Origin of the sequence: Mesorhizobium sp. M0106, from assembly GCF_040322715.1 — a bacterium.
Lineage (GTDB): Bacteria > Pseudomonadota > Alphaproteobacteria > Rhizobiales > Rhizobiaceae > Mesorhizobium.
Genome location: NZ_JAMYUA010000007.1, coordinates 80,891 through 98,439, shown reverse-complemented (window position 1 = coordinate 98,439; position 17,549 = coordinate 80,891). Strand labels below are relative to the sequence as shown.

Here is a 17,549-nt window from a genome sequence, read left to right as displayed (position 1 = left end):
CGGGGATGAACCATGGCCGTAGTGACGACACTTGATATTGCCGGCCTGACGGCCGAAGATTATAGCCGCATCCTCGATCGGATCGGCGTGGAGAGGCGGCCCGCTGGCGGCATCTACCAGCACATCGCGCATGCCACAGACGATGGTTATCGCATCATCGAGATATGGGACGACAAGGCAGGCCTGGAGCTCTTCTTGCAGGACACATTGTTTCCCGCCGCACAGGAACTGCAAGTTCAGCGTGAAATGAGCATTATGACCCAGACACTGCACAACATCTTTGTGCCCCGGATTGGTGAACTGACTGCCCTGGCAAATGATGCGCCTGGTGGACCAGTCAAACGGGCAAAAGTGTAGGCATCAAGGATCGAGGATGCGGCGATCGATCATCGAAGTCCTGGAGGAACTTGCGTCCGGACGCCCGGTACAACGATGGTGACCGCGGCAAGTGCAAAGAGGTTGTTCTTTCCTGCCGGCGACTATCGCCACGCGCCGGCCGGAGTCGTTCAGCTGCGAGTGATTCGCAGCGGTTCATCCTATGCAGAGATCGATCTTGGCCGCGGGCTGCGGCGCGTTTTCACCCGCCCCGGCGACCTGCTGCTCAGTCTTCCCGAGCGTGCCACGCGGTTCAAGATCGAGGAGCCGCGAGAGCTGACGATGATCACCGTTGACTCCGCGCTGGCGTCAAGGCTCCTGGTATCGGCAGGCGGGACCCCCGAGGACCTGGTCATCCTGACCGATCGACCGATACGCGATTCGCTGGTGGCCGAGTTGTGCCGACGCCTCGAAGGCGACTCGCCAGCCAACCCGATCGTCCGCGAATGGGCGCTGGGCCTGGTTTTCGCGAACCTGCTCCGTCTCGGGCATGCACGCCAGCGGCAGCAGAAGTCTCCGGTCCTAACCTCGCAGCGGTTCGACCGGGTCCTCGCTACGATTGACGGCGATCTGGAAAAGGGGGTGTCGATCGACCATCTTGCCGGAATCGCGGGAATACCACGACGCGCCTTCACCGCCGCCTTTCGCGAGGCGACGCAATTGCCGGCACATCAATTCATTTTACGCCGCCGCGTTGATCGCGCGGTCGAGCTTTTGGAAAATAGCGATCTGCCGCTGGCCGAGATTGCTCAGCACGCGGGTTTCACTCACCAGGCCCATATGAATCGCGTCGTGACCCGATTGAAAGGGCTGTCGCCAGGCCGGCTGCGGTCTCGCAGGCGCGACGGCTGACTTGTGATCTATTCCAGCATCGAATGGCGGAGATGTGAGTTGCTGAAACGTCCGTTGGCTAAGATGCCCGACAGTTTGCGTGCAGCGCTCGAGGCCGCAAATCTGATAACTGCTTTCGAGCAACGGCCTCCCTATCAGCGCAATGATTACTTGCATTGGATCGAGCGCGCCCGTCACCCGGAAACACGCCGAAAGCGCATAAATCAGATGATTGACGAGCTTACGAAGGGAGGAATCTACATGGGAATGCAATAAGAGCTGGCATCGCCGCGAAGCTAGCAGATCCGTCAACGATCATCTTCCGATCCGTGGCCTATCGAGATCGGGTGCTTTCCGCATTGATCTTCATCGATTTCCCCACGTTTTTGCGCAGAGGATGCAGAGAGCCAAATAGTGACAATCGAACCTATCCTCCATTTTCGTTTGCGGCAGGTGGCCATATGATCGTGACATCGCAAACCAATAACGTGCTCGGCAGCACGTCAGGAAGGTGGCGCGTCTGGTCGCTCTCGGACGGTTACATCGAGATGCCGGCGGACCTTCTGCGGGACCCGCAGGATAATCCGGTGCCGCAAGCTGCGTTGGCAGGGGCGCTTCGCCTGTCTGTCAATTGCTTCGCGCTGGCAGGTCCAGGCGTTGACGGCGTTCTGATCGACAGCGGAGGAGGGGGCTGGGCCCCGACAGTGGGGCGTCTTGAGCAGGCCATGGCGGAAGCCAAGATCGACCCGGCTTCGATCACGGTCTTGGCGCTCACCCACGCCCATCAGGATCATGTGCACGGACTTTTGACCCCCGACGGCCGAGTGCTCTTTCCAAACTTGAAGGCGATCGTAATTTCCGAGGCGGCTGTGGGGAGCTTTTTCGTTTACGCGCACCTTGCGCAGTTCCGGCCCCTGCTGAAGCCTGTCCAGAATGGCGACCAGGTGGGTGAGCGATTGAGGGCGGTCGCCTTGCCCGGTCATGCTGCCGGTCATACTGGCTACCACGTTCGACACGGACGAGGACCGTTTCCTATTCTTCGGGGACATCGTTCATGTGCCGGCCTTGCAGTTCGGCAATCCCGCGTTCAGTTGGGGCTATGACGACGATCAGCTGACCGCGCGCGCAACCCGCCTAAAGGTTTTCAGTGACGCGGCCGAGGCGGGGACGTGGATCGCCGGCGCGCACCTTGGCTGGCCGGGCATCGGTCGCGTGGTGCGTAAGGGCGAAGCATACGGCTATGAGCCGGCAGGAGGACGAGTGACCGGATAGGCGGCCCTGTGCTGGTCGGTTTATACCGCTCTCTTCGCCCAAGGCAAGGATCTCGACGAGCAGCGCGCCGCACTCCGGCGTCCTCAACGGCGGCGGTACCATCGTCCGGCCCACCAAAATATCTGATTCTTGATCCACTGGCGGCCGATCTGCCTGAGGCTTACCGGATCGGCGTCTCGCCGCGAAACAGCGGCTGGTGCCCCCGCATCAAGGCGGCAATCCGGTCGGCGACTTTCCGTACCGGCGGGGAGTGACGTTCCTCGTGATGGGTGACGATCCATTGGTCGGTTTCAAGTTCGGGGATAGGCTGAGCAACGCGAACCAGCCGCGGATCGCCGTCACCGACGAAGCACGGAAAGACCGAAAGGCCGGCGCCGGCGGCCACCAGTTCGCGCACCGAATGGGTGTTGTTGCCGCGTACGGCGATGCGGTCGCCGTGATGGGCTTGCAGCCAGCGCGCCGAGGCAATGTTTGCGCCTTCGCCGGTGACGCCGACGAACAATCCGGCGGCGATGCCGTTGATCAGGTGACGTCCGGAATAAATGGCGTGGGCGACCTTGCCGCTCTGACGGCCGGCCAGCCACTGCTCGGTCGGGCGCTCGCTGCGGATGCCGATGTCGGCGGCACGGCGGCCGATGTCAACCCGGTCGGTGGTGGTGACAAGCTCTACCCTTATGCCGTCATCGACCGTCCAGATATCGCCGATATGGGCGGAAACGAAGGCCGAGGTCCATGGCCCGGCCGAGACGCGGACAATGCGGTCGGGCAGGTTTCCCTCGCGCCAGCGGGTCAGCGACTGCATTGCCGCCTCGACGTCTTCGGCGCGCCGCAGCAGTTCCTCGCCGACCGGGGTCAGCCGGTAGCCGGTCTGCTGGCGCACGAACAGCGGTTCGCCGATCTGCTTTTCGAGCGCGGTGACGCGTCGTCCAAGGGTGGCTGCGCTGAGGCGCGTGGTTCCCGTCGCTGCGCTCAAGCCACCCAGCCGCGCAACGTCGAGAAACAACCTCAGATCGTCCCAGCCGATATCCATTTTGCAGAAATGAAAAACTCCTTGCGACCGTGGCTGTAGCGCAAAGCGGGCATCGTGCGCAAGTATGCAGGCATTGGAGGCGTTGGACAATCCTGCCTGGCGGGACAGGGACAAGCGCCTCGGCTGGCCAAGAAGCGAACTGAACCCTTTCGATCGCGCATGCGATTGGCGCAGAGGTTTTGCGCTTCCGACCAACCCAGGCGCGCAGGCATTCTGCGTACCAAAGGAGACGATCATGTTGGATGAACTTCGATACCGTTTCGCCCGCTGGATTGCCTATCGCCAGACGCTTGCGAGTTTGAGGCAGGCCCGGGACAGCACACTGGCGGACGCCGGCATTTCTCGCGAAGAGATCCGCGAGCGTGCCCGCCACGCCAGCTTGCGTCGTTGAGGAGCCGGGCATGCAGATGATGATGCTTTGGGATGGCCGCTCGGTACCGCGCATCGGCATCGGCACCTGGGCGGCAGGTGGCCCCGCGCGTTGGCGTGACACGGCGACAATCTATGGCGAGGTCGACGATATCAGGTCGCAAGCCGCGCTGGCGATGGCTTATGAGATCGGCGCGCGGGTGTTCGACACGGCTGCCGCCTACGGCGCCGGCAATGCCGAACTGATCCTCGGGCGGGCGTTGAGGGGTAAGGACGAAGCCGTCATCGTCACCAAGGTCGGCTATTTCGGCGATCCCGAAACGCGTAAGATCGCACCCGAGGATGCCTCTGCCGCGGCAATCCGGACATCGATCGACAATTCGCGGCAGCGCCTGCAGCGGGATTGTATCGACGTCGTGCTGCTACATATCAACGAGTATCCGATCGAGCGCGCCGGCGAGGTGTTCGATACGCTCGGCCTGTTGCGCCAGGAGGGCAAGATCGGCGGCTTCGGCTGGAGCACCGATCACCGCGAACGGCTTGCCGCCTACGCGCCGCGCGAGGGGTTCGTCGCCGTAGAGAACGACTTCAATGTGTTTACCCCGGCGAACGAGCTGATGGCCGTTGCGGCGCGCGAGAACCTCGTCTCGTTCAGCCGGGTGCCGCTGGCAATGGGGCTGCTCACCGGCAAATACACGCCGGCCATGCGGCTGCCCACCAACGATGTGCGCGGCGGGAATGCCGAATGGATGGTGTTTTTCAGGGATGGCGCCGCCAACCCGCATTATCTGTCAAGGCTCTCGGCAATCCGCGACCTGCTCAGCTCGGGCGGACGCACGTTTGCGCAAGGCGCGCTCGGCTGGATACTCGCCAAGTCGGCAATCGCCTTGCCGGTTCCCGCTTCACGCGGCCCGAGCAGGTCGAGGACAATCTCGGTGCGCTGGAGAAAGGGCCGCTGCCGGCAACGGTGATGGCCGAGATCGACGCAGTGCTGAAAATTGCCGAGACTGCGTAGGGTGTGGTGAATCCGGAATTCGCATTGGCGATAATGCGACCAACTTCGATCTCTCTGATGTCTGCCGATATCGCATTTTTCTTAGTCAAGCTTCCGTGGCGCAATTGAACACGGACGGAGCGGCGGACACGCTCGAGTTGAAGGTCCGCCGCTCCGGTTTTCAGATCAAAGAGTGATGCTGCAACGGGAGATGGGTAGCGAGCTGCGCTTGAGTTGCGCCGCCGACCGCGTCGCTGTCGAGAGAGAGCGACCCGGTTGAGCTGTCAAAGATGATGTGGTGGGAACCATCATCCGTGGCCGTACCAGCAGGGGAAGTATGCAATGAAAGCCCGCCCGACTTAAGCTCGGTAAGAGCGGCTTGATCGAGGTGGAGCTTGTCCTGAAGCTTGCTGAAGTAGAAGGCATCGTTGCCTCCGTGGCCAGACATGATCTCGGCGGCGGCGCCGTTTTTTGCCTGGGCGCCCACACTTTCATCGGGCTGGACGGTTTGCGCGAATCCGTGGCGGATCAGGCTGGTTGCCGTCTTGTCGGATGGATCGTTGGTCGGGAGAAGTTCCGAGCCGGCCGAAAGAGAATGGCTCAACGAGGCCAATATACGGTCAACGCTGCTGCCCTCGCTTACCTTGTCGCCGGCATTATCGTGGGTGGTGTCAGTCGAACTGCCATCGCTGGCGAGGAGGTGAGAAAGCGCGGTCTTGTCATGACTGCCATCGCTGGTGGTGGTACCGGACGCGGCGGTAGCAGTCGAACTGCCGTCGCTGGCGAGGAGGTGAGAAAGCGCGGTCTTGCTATGGCTGCCATCGCTGGTGATAGCGCCAGAGGCGGCGGTATCAGTCGAACTGCCGTCGCTGGCGAGGAGGGGCGACAGCGCGGTCTTGCCATGACTGCCATCGCTGGCGGTAGCGCCGGAGGCGGCGGTAGTAGTCGAACTGCCGTCGCTGGCGAGGAGGTGCGATAGCGCGGTCTTGCCATGACTGCCATCGCTGGCGGTAGCGCCGGAGGCGGCGGTAGTAGTCGAACCGCCGTTGCCGGCGAGGAGATGCGAAAGCGTGGTCTTGCCATGATTGCTATCGCCGGTGGTGGCTTCGGAAGGGGCGGTGGCAGTCGAGGTGCTGCCGCCGGTGATCGTCTCGGCCGGGGCTGTGGCGGTCGAGGTGCTGCCGCTGGAGGTGGCTTCAGAAGGGGCGGTGGCGGTCGAGGTGCCGCCGCTGGAGGTGGCTTCGGCCGGGGCTGTGGCGGTCGAGGTGCCGCCGCTGGAGGTGGCTTCAGAAGGAGCGGTGACAGTCGAGGTGCTATCGCCGGTGGTGGCCTCGGAAGGGACCGTCGCCGTAGAAATGGGATCGGTGGCCGCAGCTTCGGAAGGAGCAGTCCCGGCGGTGCTGAGATTGTGTTGCCGGAAAACGGCCTGCAGTTCCGGGGAGCTCTCAAGCGCGGTGTCGCCTCGCTGTGAACCCCAGGCGTACGCGTACTCGAAGGCGGGTGACGGAACCAGCTTGGCCCAGTGGTCCATCATGGTTTCCATCTGGGCGGCGGTGGGCACGACATATTTGCCACCCATGTCGGTGTTATAGTCGCCACCGCCAAACGTCTGGTAGCCTGGAATGATCTTGCTCGTCGGGATGCCCGATGCCTGAGCGGCAGCGACGAATTTGTCGATCATGTTATAGTCGACCGCGCCATCCGTGCGGACAGGATAGACATCCACGCCGTAGTAATCGATACCGGTATTGGCGGGATTGTACGTGTTCGAAAAATCCGGATTCGCGGACGTCCCCAAGCTCATCATCGTGATGTAGGTCTTGGCGTCCGGCACATTGGCGTGAATCCAGTCGGATTCTGCCTTCAGATTCGCGGCGGAGGCGTAGGTGCCCCATTGGCCGGTGGGATCCGGCTCGTCGACCAGGAAGAATCCGAACAGCTTCGGATTGCCGATGAAAGGCGTGATCTTGTCGATAAAGGACGACGTCGCTCCGTCGGTTTCGTTGAGGTAGACCAAGCCCTTCATACCGTCCGGCAGCGCATTGAGTTGGTCAACAGATGAAACGTCGGCCAGATTGAATCCGGCTTGCGCAATTTCCGTGCCCGATCCACCTGACGTGTAATGCAGAGTTGTCATCCAATATTCCTTTTTCTGTTTCGACCGTGCCTACTTACAGACGGCGTATATTAGCGCCAAATCACATACCGACACCCTCTGACAGAAATATTGAGGTTTGAAGTAGGATTGAGCGTTGGAGGGGCGCTCCCTTCGAACTCGTTTCCGCAACGGTATCGACGACCAGCCAAGGATGGTTCTATTCGGGATAAGACTCGGCTGACTTGATCCGACCGTGTGGAGCTTGGCTCGAATGGCGCGGTCGAGAAGCCGTCCGACGCAGGACGGCCGGGAAATCTGAAAACCAGACCAAAAACAAAACCCGCCTACCGGCGGGTCGTCAGTGCGAATCTGCACCGTAGCCAAATTACTAGCATAGCTGCCGGCACAAAGCAAGAACAAAATGTGACGCAATCGACGAAGCTGCCGATCTAGACGGCGCCTCTCCGAAATGCGAATGCGCCTCGCAGCCGGCATTGCCGCAACAGCGGTGCCGTGCAACATCGGCGGCTTGGAAGGAACCCCGGTGCTGTCTCGCCTGATCGCCGGCCTGCTGCTCGCCTGCGGATTGACCCACAGATCATGTATTCGCTTGCGCAGGCGTCGTGGGGCTACCCAGTTGCCTTTTCCGCGAGGCGGCGGTTGGACTCAAACATCTTCTGCGGCATCCGCCGAAAGCTCCTGATCATGACGTTCGCGCGGAAGAGGTTTGCCGGATTGGCCGCGAGGCTGGTGCAAAGCGATATATCCCAGACACCAGGGCGCGGACGAGCGGCTTGCGTACCGGCGTCTCGATGAAGCGCCAGACGATAAAAGAGGCAAGGAGGACCCCGGCCAACACGACGAAGAATGCGGCGTTCTTGCCGACATGAGGCGCCAGCGCGTTAAGCGAAATGTAGCCGATATACTGGTGCAAAAGATACAGCGGATAAGTCAACCCTCCGAGCATCATGATAGCCTTGGATGGAGCAATCACGGAGCGGAGCAATATCGCGCCAGCGAAGACTCCGTAGACCACCATGTTGGCGGTGAAGAGAGCAGGATACGAAATGGCTGCGCCAAAGTGCTCCTGCATCCAGTTATGAGAGAACATTGCGGTCTGGCAAGACACCAGGAACGCGACGGCAAGAAACAGGAACGCAGCCGGTGAACGGCCCCTTGCAACGATGTCTTCCGCGAGGATGCCCGCGGCAAACAAAGGCGCATAGTTTGTAATGAAGAGAATGCGTATCACCGGGTTCCCAAAGAAGAACTCGTTGGTCGCCGAAATTGCGAGCCAGATGGCCGCGATGGGTATTTTCCAGCGCTGAAAGGCGCCGGCAAAGATCAGCACTGCAACCCAGCCGTAAAACAGGATCTCGAGCATGATCGACCAGTAGACGCCATCCATGGACGGCCTGCCGAAGAGGCGGGCGAACATGGAAAGATTGGCTACATAGGTTGGAACATCGGTCGGAAAACGCTGATCTTTGGCGACGACGAGAACAACAAACGTCGCGGTCATGCAGACGAGGAATCCGGGATAAAGCCGGGCGAAGCGGGCGACCGCGAATTCCTGCCAGGTTCGACCTTCGGCCGACCACGCGATGACGAAACCGCTGATCAGGAAAAACAGATTGACGCCGAGATAGCCGTAGATGGCGTAAGGTGCTGCGGCAGGATATTCCACGTCGAGATTGCCCGCGATCGCGCCGCCAAAAAGATAGTGAAAGAGCACGACCGCGAGGGCTGCAGCCAGGCGCAGCAGGTCGAGTGATGCCATGCGCGCCGGAATGGCCTTGCCTGCCGGTTCCACAGCTACCTCCCACAGCCGTTTCAGCTTTTGACACCCATCAGCGGCCTGATCCGCAATACCAGTGCTAACGCGAAGACTGCAAACCGGCGGCAGGTCAAGCCTTTACCTTCTCAAGTACGAACAGCTGCTCGCAGGACAGGAACCGCAGGACGCTAAAAGAGCGTACCAGCTTGAGCCCCGCCGCCGCGAAATCCTGTCGTGCAACGGTGAGATTGACGGGATGAGGCGCCGACATCCTTCCGGTGATCATCTTCCGCAGCCTTAGCCGTATTCTCTGGAGGCGGGTGCCAAGGCCGTAGGATACGATCAGGCGACGGCTGGCAACGCGCGCGAGCTCAATGATAATGTCGCGCCTGAGATGTGGCGGGATAAGGTGAATGAGGCGAAGGCAGACCACCGTGTCAAAGCTTTCGTCGGCGAACGGCAGCTGCGTCACGTCACATCGGATGAATCCCCGAAATCCGGATTGACCTTCATATGCTGATTTAGCCAAGGCCATCATTTCCATTGAAATGTCTGCAGCCAGCACCCGACAATTATGCTGGCCCAGCACGCCGGCCAGCTTCCCGGTTCCGCATGGGATATCGAGCACCTGAGATGGAGGCGGGCTGCACCTCTCCAGCGCCTTGGCGACGCAGCGTTGCTCCCGTCGCGCAATGACGTATGACGCAACGGTGGACAGCTTCAACCGGCCTGCATAGCCGTTCAGGTACCAGCTCGCAAAACCCGGATCTTGATATCTCTGTTTTGTCGGGAGCTCATAGGCCGCGACTGCCGCGACCTTGGCGTTGTAATTGGCAGGTATAGCCGTATTTGCCGCTGCCGTCTGATGTGGCTCGAGGTTCTCGCTCATATGCCTGCTTTCATACGATTTCTCCTGCAGATGAGATCGAAGATTTTTGTCCGACACGTTCATTGGATAGCCGACCAAGCTGCCCTATTGGCGATAGAGGGGATAAACGGCCAGTTGGCTGCGTCCATCACAGAGAAGGTTTCCAGAAGGCTGGGTGTCTCGCATCCCTCGAACGGATGAGACATGCCGAACTCATGACTGCCGCGCCCTCGCGGAAGTGTGCTGGGGAATAGGGCTACTGCACACCCCTTTCGGAGACGGAACGGTAAACGGACGGTAGGCAATCCGGAAGGATAGTGACCGAAACGCACTCCTTCCGTTCACGATTTTGGCGTCCGTCGATATCCTAACGTGACCACACCGTCATTCATACGGATGGCGCGGATTCCTGGCTCGTCGGCTAGACATCCCAGGAAGAGATGGGCGTTCGCTTCAGCAAATGGACATGACGTCACTGCCAGTAGGCTTCCCTCAGTCTGGATTGAAAGATGATCTTGGAGCTATTTGGGCCGTCCGGTGCTGGTAAGACGACGTTAGCGTCCGAGCTGGTGCACGTTTTGCGAGCTCAGGGCTACTGTGTTGTTTTGCAGACCGGTGACCGCCGACATCCGGTTAGAAGGGCCGCCTTCAAACTGGTCTCCGGCTTGCATTCAAAGTGGATCGGACAGCGTTCTCTCGGTGCAGAAGTGCTTAAGATTCTTCCACCCAAGAATGAGCTGTGGGCGGCTCGCCTGAACTGGCATCTTGAAGCTCTTCTTCAAGCTTGGCGCGCGGCAATAGCGTCCAATGACACGATCTCAATTTTTGACCAGGGTATGGTGCAATTCGTATGTTCACTGGTTTTGTTCAGCGGCATAACGGATCGTGAAAGGGTGTCGCGCGCGCTCGAGCTTCTACCCAAACCGGATCTGCTTGTCCGATTGCAGGCGCCAAGGGAAATTCTAGAGGTCCGTCTGAAGGAACGCCGGCGTAACCTCGGTATCATTCAGAAGTTCCTCGAAGTCGATCTGCAGAGCAGTCTTGATCATATTGACCACGTTAATCTCATTGGGGAACAACTTGGATCGTTTCCCGTGCCAACAACTTGCGTCGAAAGTTTAGATTCGAACGGGCTCACAGCCGCCACAGAAATGATAGCGCGTGGAGTAGTCGACAAGTTCGGCGCGACGCGGGCGAAATTTAAAAGAGTTGAAGCTTAGAGAGATGCGGTTTTGAAGCGTCGACAAGAGATATCCAATAATATGGAAAATCGAATTATTGAAAAGGAACCGCGCGAGTTGACATGACATGCGCTTTTCTCGCTACCAGACTGCCTTGGCGTTGACGTTAGCTGCTGTCAGCGCGATATCCATAGTTATCCACGGGGCGGTGAGTGGAGAGGACGTCGCATCGACAAAGTTCGTCGCGCCGGTAGCCATGGACCTGCCGGATTACCTGCACGCCGCGAAGGATGCGGCATTTGGCACAACTTTCACCCGAATAACCAAACCCGGAATCCTCGGCGCCGGCATCGCATGCGGGAGCAAATATTGCAGCCACCGCTATTCGAGCGCCCAGGCCTGGAATTCGGATCAGAGCCTTCTTGTCATCAGCAACGGCTGCGGCGGCTTATGCTTCCTGGATGGGCGCACCTACGCCCCGCTTTTTCGCCGTGATCGATCGACCGAATGCGAATGGCATCCTCACGATCCCGACCTGATGATCTGCGTCGGTGGTCGGAAAATCTCGACCTGGGCGCCACGCACCAATCATGAGGAGGTCCTGTTTGTTTCGGCTGACAGTAGCAATCTCCAGTTCGGGCCATACAAAGGTAATCCAAGCCGTGATGGCAGCCGTATTGCCGTACGCGCGGTTCGCCGGGACGGCAAAGCGGTCGTCTTTGCCTACGATCTCAGACAGCGGCGGAAATTTCCGGAAATCGATCTCGCACAGCTTGTCGGAGCCAACGGCGCCTGCTCAATCTCGCCGCTGGGCGTCAACATCTTATGCATTCAGAACCTGAAAGACGACACTGAACAGACGTTCATCTTTTCTGTTGACGGCGTTCTGCGCCAGAAATGGACTGAGCATCATCGGCCTGGCCATGGCGACATGACCGTCGATGCCGACGGCAGCGAAATCTATGTGGGGATCAGTAAGTCCGATCCAGACATATACCAGGTGATCAAGCGAAGGCTGTCAGATGGGAAAGTCACCTCGCTCATGAGATATGGTGAAGCACAGCATGCATCGCTCAGGTCGCTGGACAGGCCCGGTTGGGTGTTCCTTACCTATTCGGGCAATCCGGACGAAGTATCGAAATATCCGGCTTGGGCGCCGTATGCGCGGGAAGTCATCGCGTTGCGCATCGACGGCAGCGGAGAGGTCCGGCGCATTGTGCAGACGAAGAACGTTCCATTCGACTACTGGAGTGAGACCCACGCCTCGCCGTCCCCGGACGGTTCACAGGTGATCTGGTCAAGCAATTGGGGAGTACCCGGCGGGCCGGTTTACGATTTCGTCGCCCGTATTGACTGGCCGGAAGGATCAGACACCGGCTCGAGAGCATTAGCCGCGAGCGGTCTTCAATAACGAAACCTTCCGGTCGCCTATGGCGATATCGCCGATCGTGCTTGCTCCATTCACGCTTTTAACGCCTCACGTTCAACTTCGCCGCCATACGGCTCCGTTCGATGTCGATTCATTCAAACGGACGACGACAGTGGCCAAGCCTGCACCTAGCGTGATTGTGCAGTTTGCAAGGCTTATGAGCCTTGCCGGAATCCTACGAATTACAGCGATGACGTCGGGTGACGGCTTGTATCGCCAAGGGCGCTCGCGCCGGAGCACACTGTTGATGTCACCGCCGAGAAAGGAACAGCAGATGGATACGGATAAGCGAGCCGAAGAGAATGCCTCTTTCAACCCTGAGTTGTTAGAATGGTTGGTATGCCCAATGACCAAGGGCTCACTTGCCTGGGATTCGGATCGCGATGAACTCGTTTCGAAGAGCGCAGGACTGGCCTATCCGGTTCGCGACGGCATTCCAATCCTGCTAGCCTCGGAGGCACGGACGATCACCTCCCGCGTGGTCAAACTTCGCGCATCCAGACGATGATGGGAGCCGCGCTAAAGTAGGCGGCTTTCCGACGACAGCCAGCAATGACAGGAAAGTGTGCCGCGGAGCGCGAGCCGTTTGTCTGCGGACCACTCTGCGCTCGGCACCCGGGCAGTGCCGACCTCTTTGATGCAAGGCGCGGCGACCTGAACCGGCTGGGTACGGCGGCCCGCTGCCGGGACAGGGGTTTGCGTCATTTAAACAGACGAGGACAGTGACAAGACCTGCCCCTACCGTGACCTGGGCGAGATGGGTAGCGAAACCAACACCATGAAAGCAAATTCAAGGGCCGGCCACTTCGCGCGATCGGGCTACAGCGAACGGTCAGGAGACGCAGGATGAATCCGCATCTGGTGTGTGTCGGAGGCGAGGATCATGCCCTGCGAATTCCGTTCTTGATGTCGCTGCGAGAGAAGGGATTCCGTGTTACTGCGGTGTCGAGCGGCGGTGAAGCCGCATTCCTGCGGCATGGCATTCCGCATCGCAGCTACGGTTTCGACCGATTTTCCAGCAGCAGCGGAGAATGGGCCGCCATCAGAACCATTCGAAAGCTGATGGCGGAACTCCGGCCGGACATTATCCAAAGCTTCGACACCAAGCCCAACCTGGTGACGCCAATTGCGGTGCGCGGAAGCGTTCCAGTCGTCCGCACTATCAACGGTCTGGGCTGGACGTTCTCGTCCCTGGAACCGCGCGCCCTTGCCCTGCGCCCAATCTTTTGCGGACTGCAATGGCTTTCGTCGTTATGGACGGCGGCTACGGTGTTCCAGAATCGGGACGATCAGGCATTCTTTGAACGCTACCGACTGATCGGACGCGGCAGCGGACGAGTGATCCGCAGTTCTGGAATCGACGTCGATGCGTTCGCCATGGCAAGGCATCTTGCCCCGTCGGCGATGAAAATGCGCGAAGAGCTTGGGCTCCAATCCGCCGAGATCGTAATTTTTGTCGGCCGGCTAACGCGCCAGAAAGGCATCCCGACACTCCTCAAGGCAGTCCCTCGCATCCTGTCGGAAAGGCCTAATGCCCGTTTCGTGCTTGTCGGCCCATTGGAATCCGAGGGCCCATTTGCAGTGGACAAGGCTGAGATCGATCGACATGTGCCGCATGTCATCGCCTTGGGTCCACGACGCGACGTTCCTGCCCTTCTTGACATGGCCGATCTGTTCGCCTTTCCAACACAATACCGAGAAGGGATTCCGCGCGTCCTGCTGGAGGCAGGGCTCGCGGGATTGCCTATCGTCGCCTCGATGATGCCTGGTTGCAATGAGGTGGTCGAGGACGGATGGAACGGCCATCTCGTTCCCCCGCACGATGCGAACGGCCTTGCCTCTCGAATTATAGAGGTCCTGTCCGACCGCCGGAAAGGACGGACCATGGGCGCTCGCTCTGTCGAGCTCGTCCGGACGCAGTTCTCGCTGCCCTGGGTGGTCGAGCAATATTGCGATCTCTACGACAATGTCCTTAGTGCCAAATCCCAGGGCGGCTTGGCTCGACCGGCATCGCCGGTGTTGCTTGAAGAGCCTGCTGCAAACCGCGGATCGGGTGGAGCGCGCCGATGATCCGGGACGCGATCCTGGCCTGCGGCGTGGCCATGTCGTATGCGGCGCAGCTCTCAGTTCCGGGCTTGCCCTACGGCTATGGCGAATTGTTTCTCGCGCTTTGGATCATGCTGTCGATCGGGCGGGTGCTCGCCGGCGGTCACTTGGTAGTCAGGCCCGCCCTGATCCGTGTTGCGGGCTTCTGGCTGATCATCACGCTCGCTCTGGGTATTGGCACCATCGTTGGCTACCTGACCACGGTACTGTATCTGTCGGTGGTGATGCACGATATGGTAGCCTACCTGCTGCTGATCTGCGTCACCTGTCTGGCCGCCGCGGAGCCCGACGCGGATCGCCGTCTGCGCAGTGCTGCCTGGTGGGTGGTCGCTATTGCGAATGCATGCTTTATTGTTCAGCTGGCACTTGGATGGGGTTGGATCCACCAATCCGGCGTCGATCCCTGGTACTGGGATCGCTTCCGAGGCTGGTCCGAGAACCCCAACCAGCTCGCGCTCTATTGCGCACTCCTTGGTCCGCTCGCCTTGCATCTTGCGACGACTACAAGCAAGCCGTGGGCGAGGTTGGCCGGGCTCAGCAGCCTTATCCTGACCATCTATGTCGGAAGGCTGACGAAGAGTGATACCTATCTTTACACGACGGTCCTGGTCGGCCTGATATTTCTTGGGCTGCGGGTTCGGACATGGCTCGCAGCCGGTGACGGCAAGGTCAGCCTGTCCCGGCAAGTTACCCTCCTGCTGATGATTGGCTTCCTTCCGTTGGCCATGTCGATGACGCCTTACATCGTCACGGAGGTGGGCAGCGTCGAACAGTTCGCCTTGAGTCTTACCAAAGACAAGGGCGGCGAAGCGACCGCCGAAACCGCTGCACTTCGAATCCATCTCTGGGGAGATGCATTGGGCAAGGGCCTAACGTCAGGATCCCTGGGCCTTGGTCCTGGCCCGCATCTGGAGCGCCCGCCCATTTCCTACAGCCAATTTCTGCCCCGGCCTTTCGAGGCTCACAACACGATTCTCGATCTGTACACTCAAGGTGGTTTGGTTGCGGTCCTGGCCCTGGCCTGGATTGTCGGCGCGGCGGCTTTATGCGCATGGCGTGCGAAGCTCGATGCCCTGTTCGTGCTGGTGGTGTCGATCGTCATCTTCGGAATGCCACATCTGATCATCCGCCATCCAATCGTGTGGTTTGCGCTTACCATTTGCCTTGTTGCCGGAACGCCGCGAACGATTTCGGCAACCTCTAGCGACCTGAGGTGATGGCATGTGTGGGATTACCGGAATTCTCCTTGCACCCGATGCCGCCAATATCAAGCCGCTCAGGGCGATTGGCCAGATGACGACGGCCCTTCGTCATCGTGGGCCTGATGGCGAAGGCTTCTGGATCAATCGCGAAGCCGGCATTGCCTTCGGCCACAGGCGTTTGGCTATAGTCGACCTATCGGAAGCAGGACGCCAGCCGATGCATTCGGCAAGTGGCCGATATGCCATTACCTTCAACGGCGAGATCTACAATTTCCGCGATCTGCGCCGCGAGCTTGAAGACGCTGGCCATCGGTTCCGTGGCGCCAGCGATACCGAAGTGATGCTGTGCGCAATCGAGAGCTGGGGTCTCGACACCGCACTCACCCGCCTCGCTGGCATGTTCGCATTTGGATTGTGGGATCTAAAGACCAGGACCCTCCATCTCGCCCGCGACCGAATGGGCAAGAAGCCGCTCTATGTTGCTGCAACGCGCGATGCGCTCGTTTTTGCCTCCGAGTTGAAGGCAATCCATCGTTTTCCAGGTTTCTGTCAGGAGCTCGATCTCGACGCGGCCGCGACAATGCTTTCGAAGGGATGGGTACCGGGTAACTGTTGCATCTGGCGAGGCGTGTTCAAGCTACCTCCGGGCTCGGTCCTGTCTGTGACAGCGGCGGATTTTGCCGAGGCGCGCAGCGCCGCATCCCTTTCGCAACGCGCCCGACACTGGTGGTCGCTGCCTGAAGTCGCCGCGAACGGTCGACAGAATCTAATCGCCGGTACCGACGAAGAACTGACCGATGGACTCGACGACCTGCTTCGACTTGCCGTCCGGGAACGCATGATAGCCGATGTGCCGCTGGGTGCCTTTCTGTCTGGTGGCCTCGACAGCTCCACGGTTGTGGCGCTGATGCAGGCCCAATCGCCAAAACCGGTGCGCACATTCACGATCGCTTTCGGAGAAGGCGGGTTTGATGAGGCTCCCCACGCGGCGGAGGTCGCGCGGCACCTGGGCACCGATCATACTGAACTCCACCTTTCAGCAGCCGCTGCGCGTGAAGTCATTCCGGAACTGCCGCGGATCTGGGATGAGCCGTTCGCCGATGAATCGCAGATACCGACTTTGCTCGTGGCGCGGCTCGCTCGCCAGCACGTTACGGTGGCCCTATCAGGCGACGGTGGCGATGAATGCTTCGCCGGTTACGCCCGTCATTTCATGGCTGCGCGGTTGAAACGACAGCATGCGCTGCCGTCGCCGCTGCGTCACGCGCTTGCTGCAGGGGTCGGCTTGCTGGCCCGTGCAGCGCGTCACGATTTCGTCGGCAAGCTGCCGCTTTCGGCGAGTGGACGGCACGCGCTGCGGAGCGACCGGCTGCATCGCCTCGCTCGGCTGCTCGCTGCGCCAGATGAGGACGAATTGCATCGACGGCTGACCGGAGCATCGACCGGGAGCCTCGCACTCCACACGCCGCCCACATCAATTCAAGGGTCCCCCCGGCTTGATGGCCTGCTGTCCCGTCTCTTGTACGACGACATGGCCGGTTACCTGCCCGACGATATATTGGTGAAGTTGGACCGCGCCAGCATGGCCAATAGCCTCGAAGGCCGGTGCCCGCTTCTCGACCATCGGGTTGTCGAATTCGCCTGGCGGCTGCCGGCACATGCGAAGGTCCGCAATGGCAAAGGCAAGTGGCTTCTTCGTCAGCTGCTTAGCCGCTATGTTCCGCAACGGCTGATCGACCGGCCGAAGCAGGGTTTCGATGTTCCCATAGCAGTCTGGCTGAGCGGCCCGTTGCGCATCTGGGCCAGCGATCTAGTCGCCGATATACGCCTCTCCGGAGATGGGATCTTCGACTTTGCGAAGGTCGAAACCTGCTGGCGCGACCATCTTGACGGAAGACAGGATCATTCTCGCGATTTGTGGCCCGCGTTGATGTTCCAGGCCTGGCGCAACGAGGCCGGGCGGTCCGCCGGGCCGGCAACGGGCATGTCCACAGCGCTCGAACTGACAGGAGTATGA

General features: G+C 60.0%; 16 protein-coding genes. 12 read left to right on the top strand and 4 right to left on the bottom strand.

From position 1 onward, the window contains the following. Positions 1-12 precede the first annotated feature (12 nt). From NKJ55_RS09675 to NKJ55_RS09660, 4 genes are all read left to right on the top strand, one after another. Entirely contained in the window at positions 13-357 is a 345-nt protein-coding gene (locus tag NKJ55_RS09675; protein WP_352449694.1) for a hypothetical protein, read from the top strand. 75 nt (positions 358-432) lie between these two features. Continuing rightward, positions 433-1,227 carry a helix-turn-helix domain-containing protein gene (locus NKJ55_RS09670; RefSeq protein WP_352449693.1) on the top strand — a complete coding sequence of 265 codons (795 nt, stop codon included), beginning with the start codon at positions 433-435 and terminating at the stop codon, positions 1,225-1,227. 63 nt (positions 1,228-1,290) lie between these two features. Beyond that, positions 1,291-1,482 carry a YdeI/OmpD-associated family protein gene (locus tag NKJ55_RS09665; protein ID WP_352449783.1) on the top strand — a complete coding sequence of 64 codons (192 nt, stop codon included), beginning with the start codon at positions 1,291-1,293 and terminating at the stop codon, positions 1,480-1,482. Positions 1,483-1,667: 185 nt separating this feature from the next. Continuing rightward, positions 1,668-2,309 (top strand): MBL fold metallo-hydrolase, encoded by a 642-nt coding sequence (locus NKJ55_RS09660; protein WP_352449692.1) that lies wholly within the window; start codon positions 1,668-1,670, stop codon positions 2,307-2,309. Between the two features lie 329 nt (positions 2,310-2,638). Here NKJ55_RS09660 and NKJ55_RS09655 read toward each other — a convergent pair whose 3' ends face one another. Next, positions 2,639-3,508 (bottom strand): LysR family transcriptional regulator, encoded by an 870-nt coding sequence (locus tag NKJ55_RS09655; protein WP_352449691.1) that lies wholly within the window; start codon positions 3,506-3,508, stop codon positions 2,639-2,641. Between the two features lie 235 nt (positions 3,509-3,743). Between NKJ55_RS09655 and NKJ55_RS09650 the strand changes: the two genes are divergently transcribed. Both NKJ55_RS09650 and NKJ55_RS09645 read left to right on the top strand, forming a co-directional pair. Next, positions 3,744-3,899, top strand: coding sequence for a YjiS-like domain-containing protein (locus tag NKJ55_RS09650; protein WP_156937304.1), 156 nt, complete (start codon positions 3,744-3,746; stop codon positions 3,897-3,899). Positions 3,900-3,909: 10 nt separating this feature from the next. Beyond that, entirely contained in the window at positions 3,910-4,848 is a 939-nt protein-coding gene (locus NKJ55_RS09645; protein WP_352449690.1) for an aldo/keto reductase, read from the top strand. A gap of 204 nt (positions 4,849-5,052) precedes the next feature. Here the strand turns inward: NKJ55_RS09645 and NKJ55_RS09640 are convergent, their stop codons facing one another. The 3 genes from NKJ55_RS09640 to NKJ55_RS09630 form a co-directional block, all read right to left on the bottom strand. Next, positions 5,053-7,008, bottom strand: a complete 1,956-nt coding sequence (locus tag NKJ55_RS09640; RefSeq protein WP_352449689.1) for a calcium-binding protein — start codon at positions 7,006-7,008, stop codon at positions 5,053-5,055. 664 nt (positions 7,009-7,672) lie between these two features. After that, the gene (locus NKJ55_RS09635; RefSeq protein WP_352449688.1) at positions 7,673-8,782 is read right to left on the bottom strand and encodes an acyltransferase family protein; all 1,110 of its coding nucleotides are present in this window, start codon (positions 8,780-8,782) and stop codon (positions 7,673-7,675) included. A gap of 94 nt (positions 8,783-8,876) precedes the next feature. Further along, complete coding sequence (locus NKJ55_RS09630; protein WP_352449687.1) at positions 8,877-9,698, bottom strand: class I SAM-dependent methyltransferase; 822 nt, start codon at positions 9,696-9,698, stop codon at positions 8,877-8,879. Between the two features lie 425 nt (positions 9,699-10,123). Between NKJ55_RS09630 and NKJ55_RS09625 the strand changes: the two genes are divergently transcribed. The 6 genes from NKJ55_RS09625 (at position 10,124) to asnB (ending at position 17,549) form a co-directional block, all read left to right on the top strand. Next, positions 10,124-10,834, top strand: a complete 711-nt coding sequence (locus NKJ55_RS09625; protein WP_352449686.1) for an AAA family ATPase — start codon at positions 10,124-10,126, stop codon at positions 10,832-10,834. 88 nt (positions 10,835-10,922) lie between these two features. Further along, positions 10,923-12,206, top strand: a complete 1,284-nt coding sequence (locus tag NKJ55_RS09620) for a hypothetical protein (protein ID WP_352449685.1) — start codon at positions 10,923-10,925, stop codon at positions 12,204-12,206. 292 nt (positions 12,207-12,498) lie between these two features. After that, positions 12,499-12,732 carry a Trm112 family protein gene (locus NKJ55_RS09615; RefSeq protein ID WP_023675609.1) on the top strand — a complete coding sequence of 78 codons (234 nt, stop codon included), beginning with the start codon at positions 12,499-12,501 and terminating at the stop codon, positions 12,730-12,732. Between the two features lie 338 nt (positions 12,733-13,070). After that, positions 13,071-14,294, top strand: a complete 1,224-nt coding sequence (locus tag NKJ55_RS09610; RefSeq protein ID WP_352449684.1) for a glycosyltransferase family 4 protein — start codon at positions 13,071-13,073, stop codon at positions 14,292-14,294. Continuing rightward, complete coding sequence (locus NKJ55_RS09605; RefSeq protein ID WP_352449683.1) at positions 14,291-15,547, top strand: O-antigen ligase family protein; 1,257 nt, start codon at positions 14,291-14,293, stop codon at positions 15,545-15,547. Before NKJ55_RS09610 ends, NKJ55_RS09605 begins: the two co-directional genes overlap by 4 nt. A gap of 4 nt (positions 15,548-15,551) precedes the next feature. After that, a complete protein-coding gene (asnB, locus tag NKJ55_RS09600) occupies positions 15,552-17,549 on the top strand; it encodes an asparagine synthase (glutamine-hydrolyzing) (RefSeq protein ID WP_352449682.1) in 1,998 nt (665 codons plus the stop codon).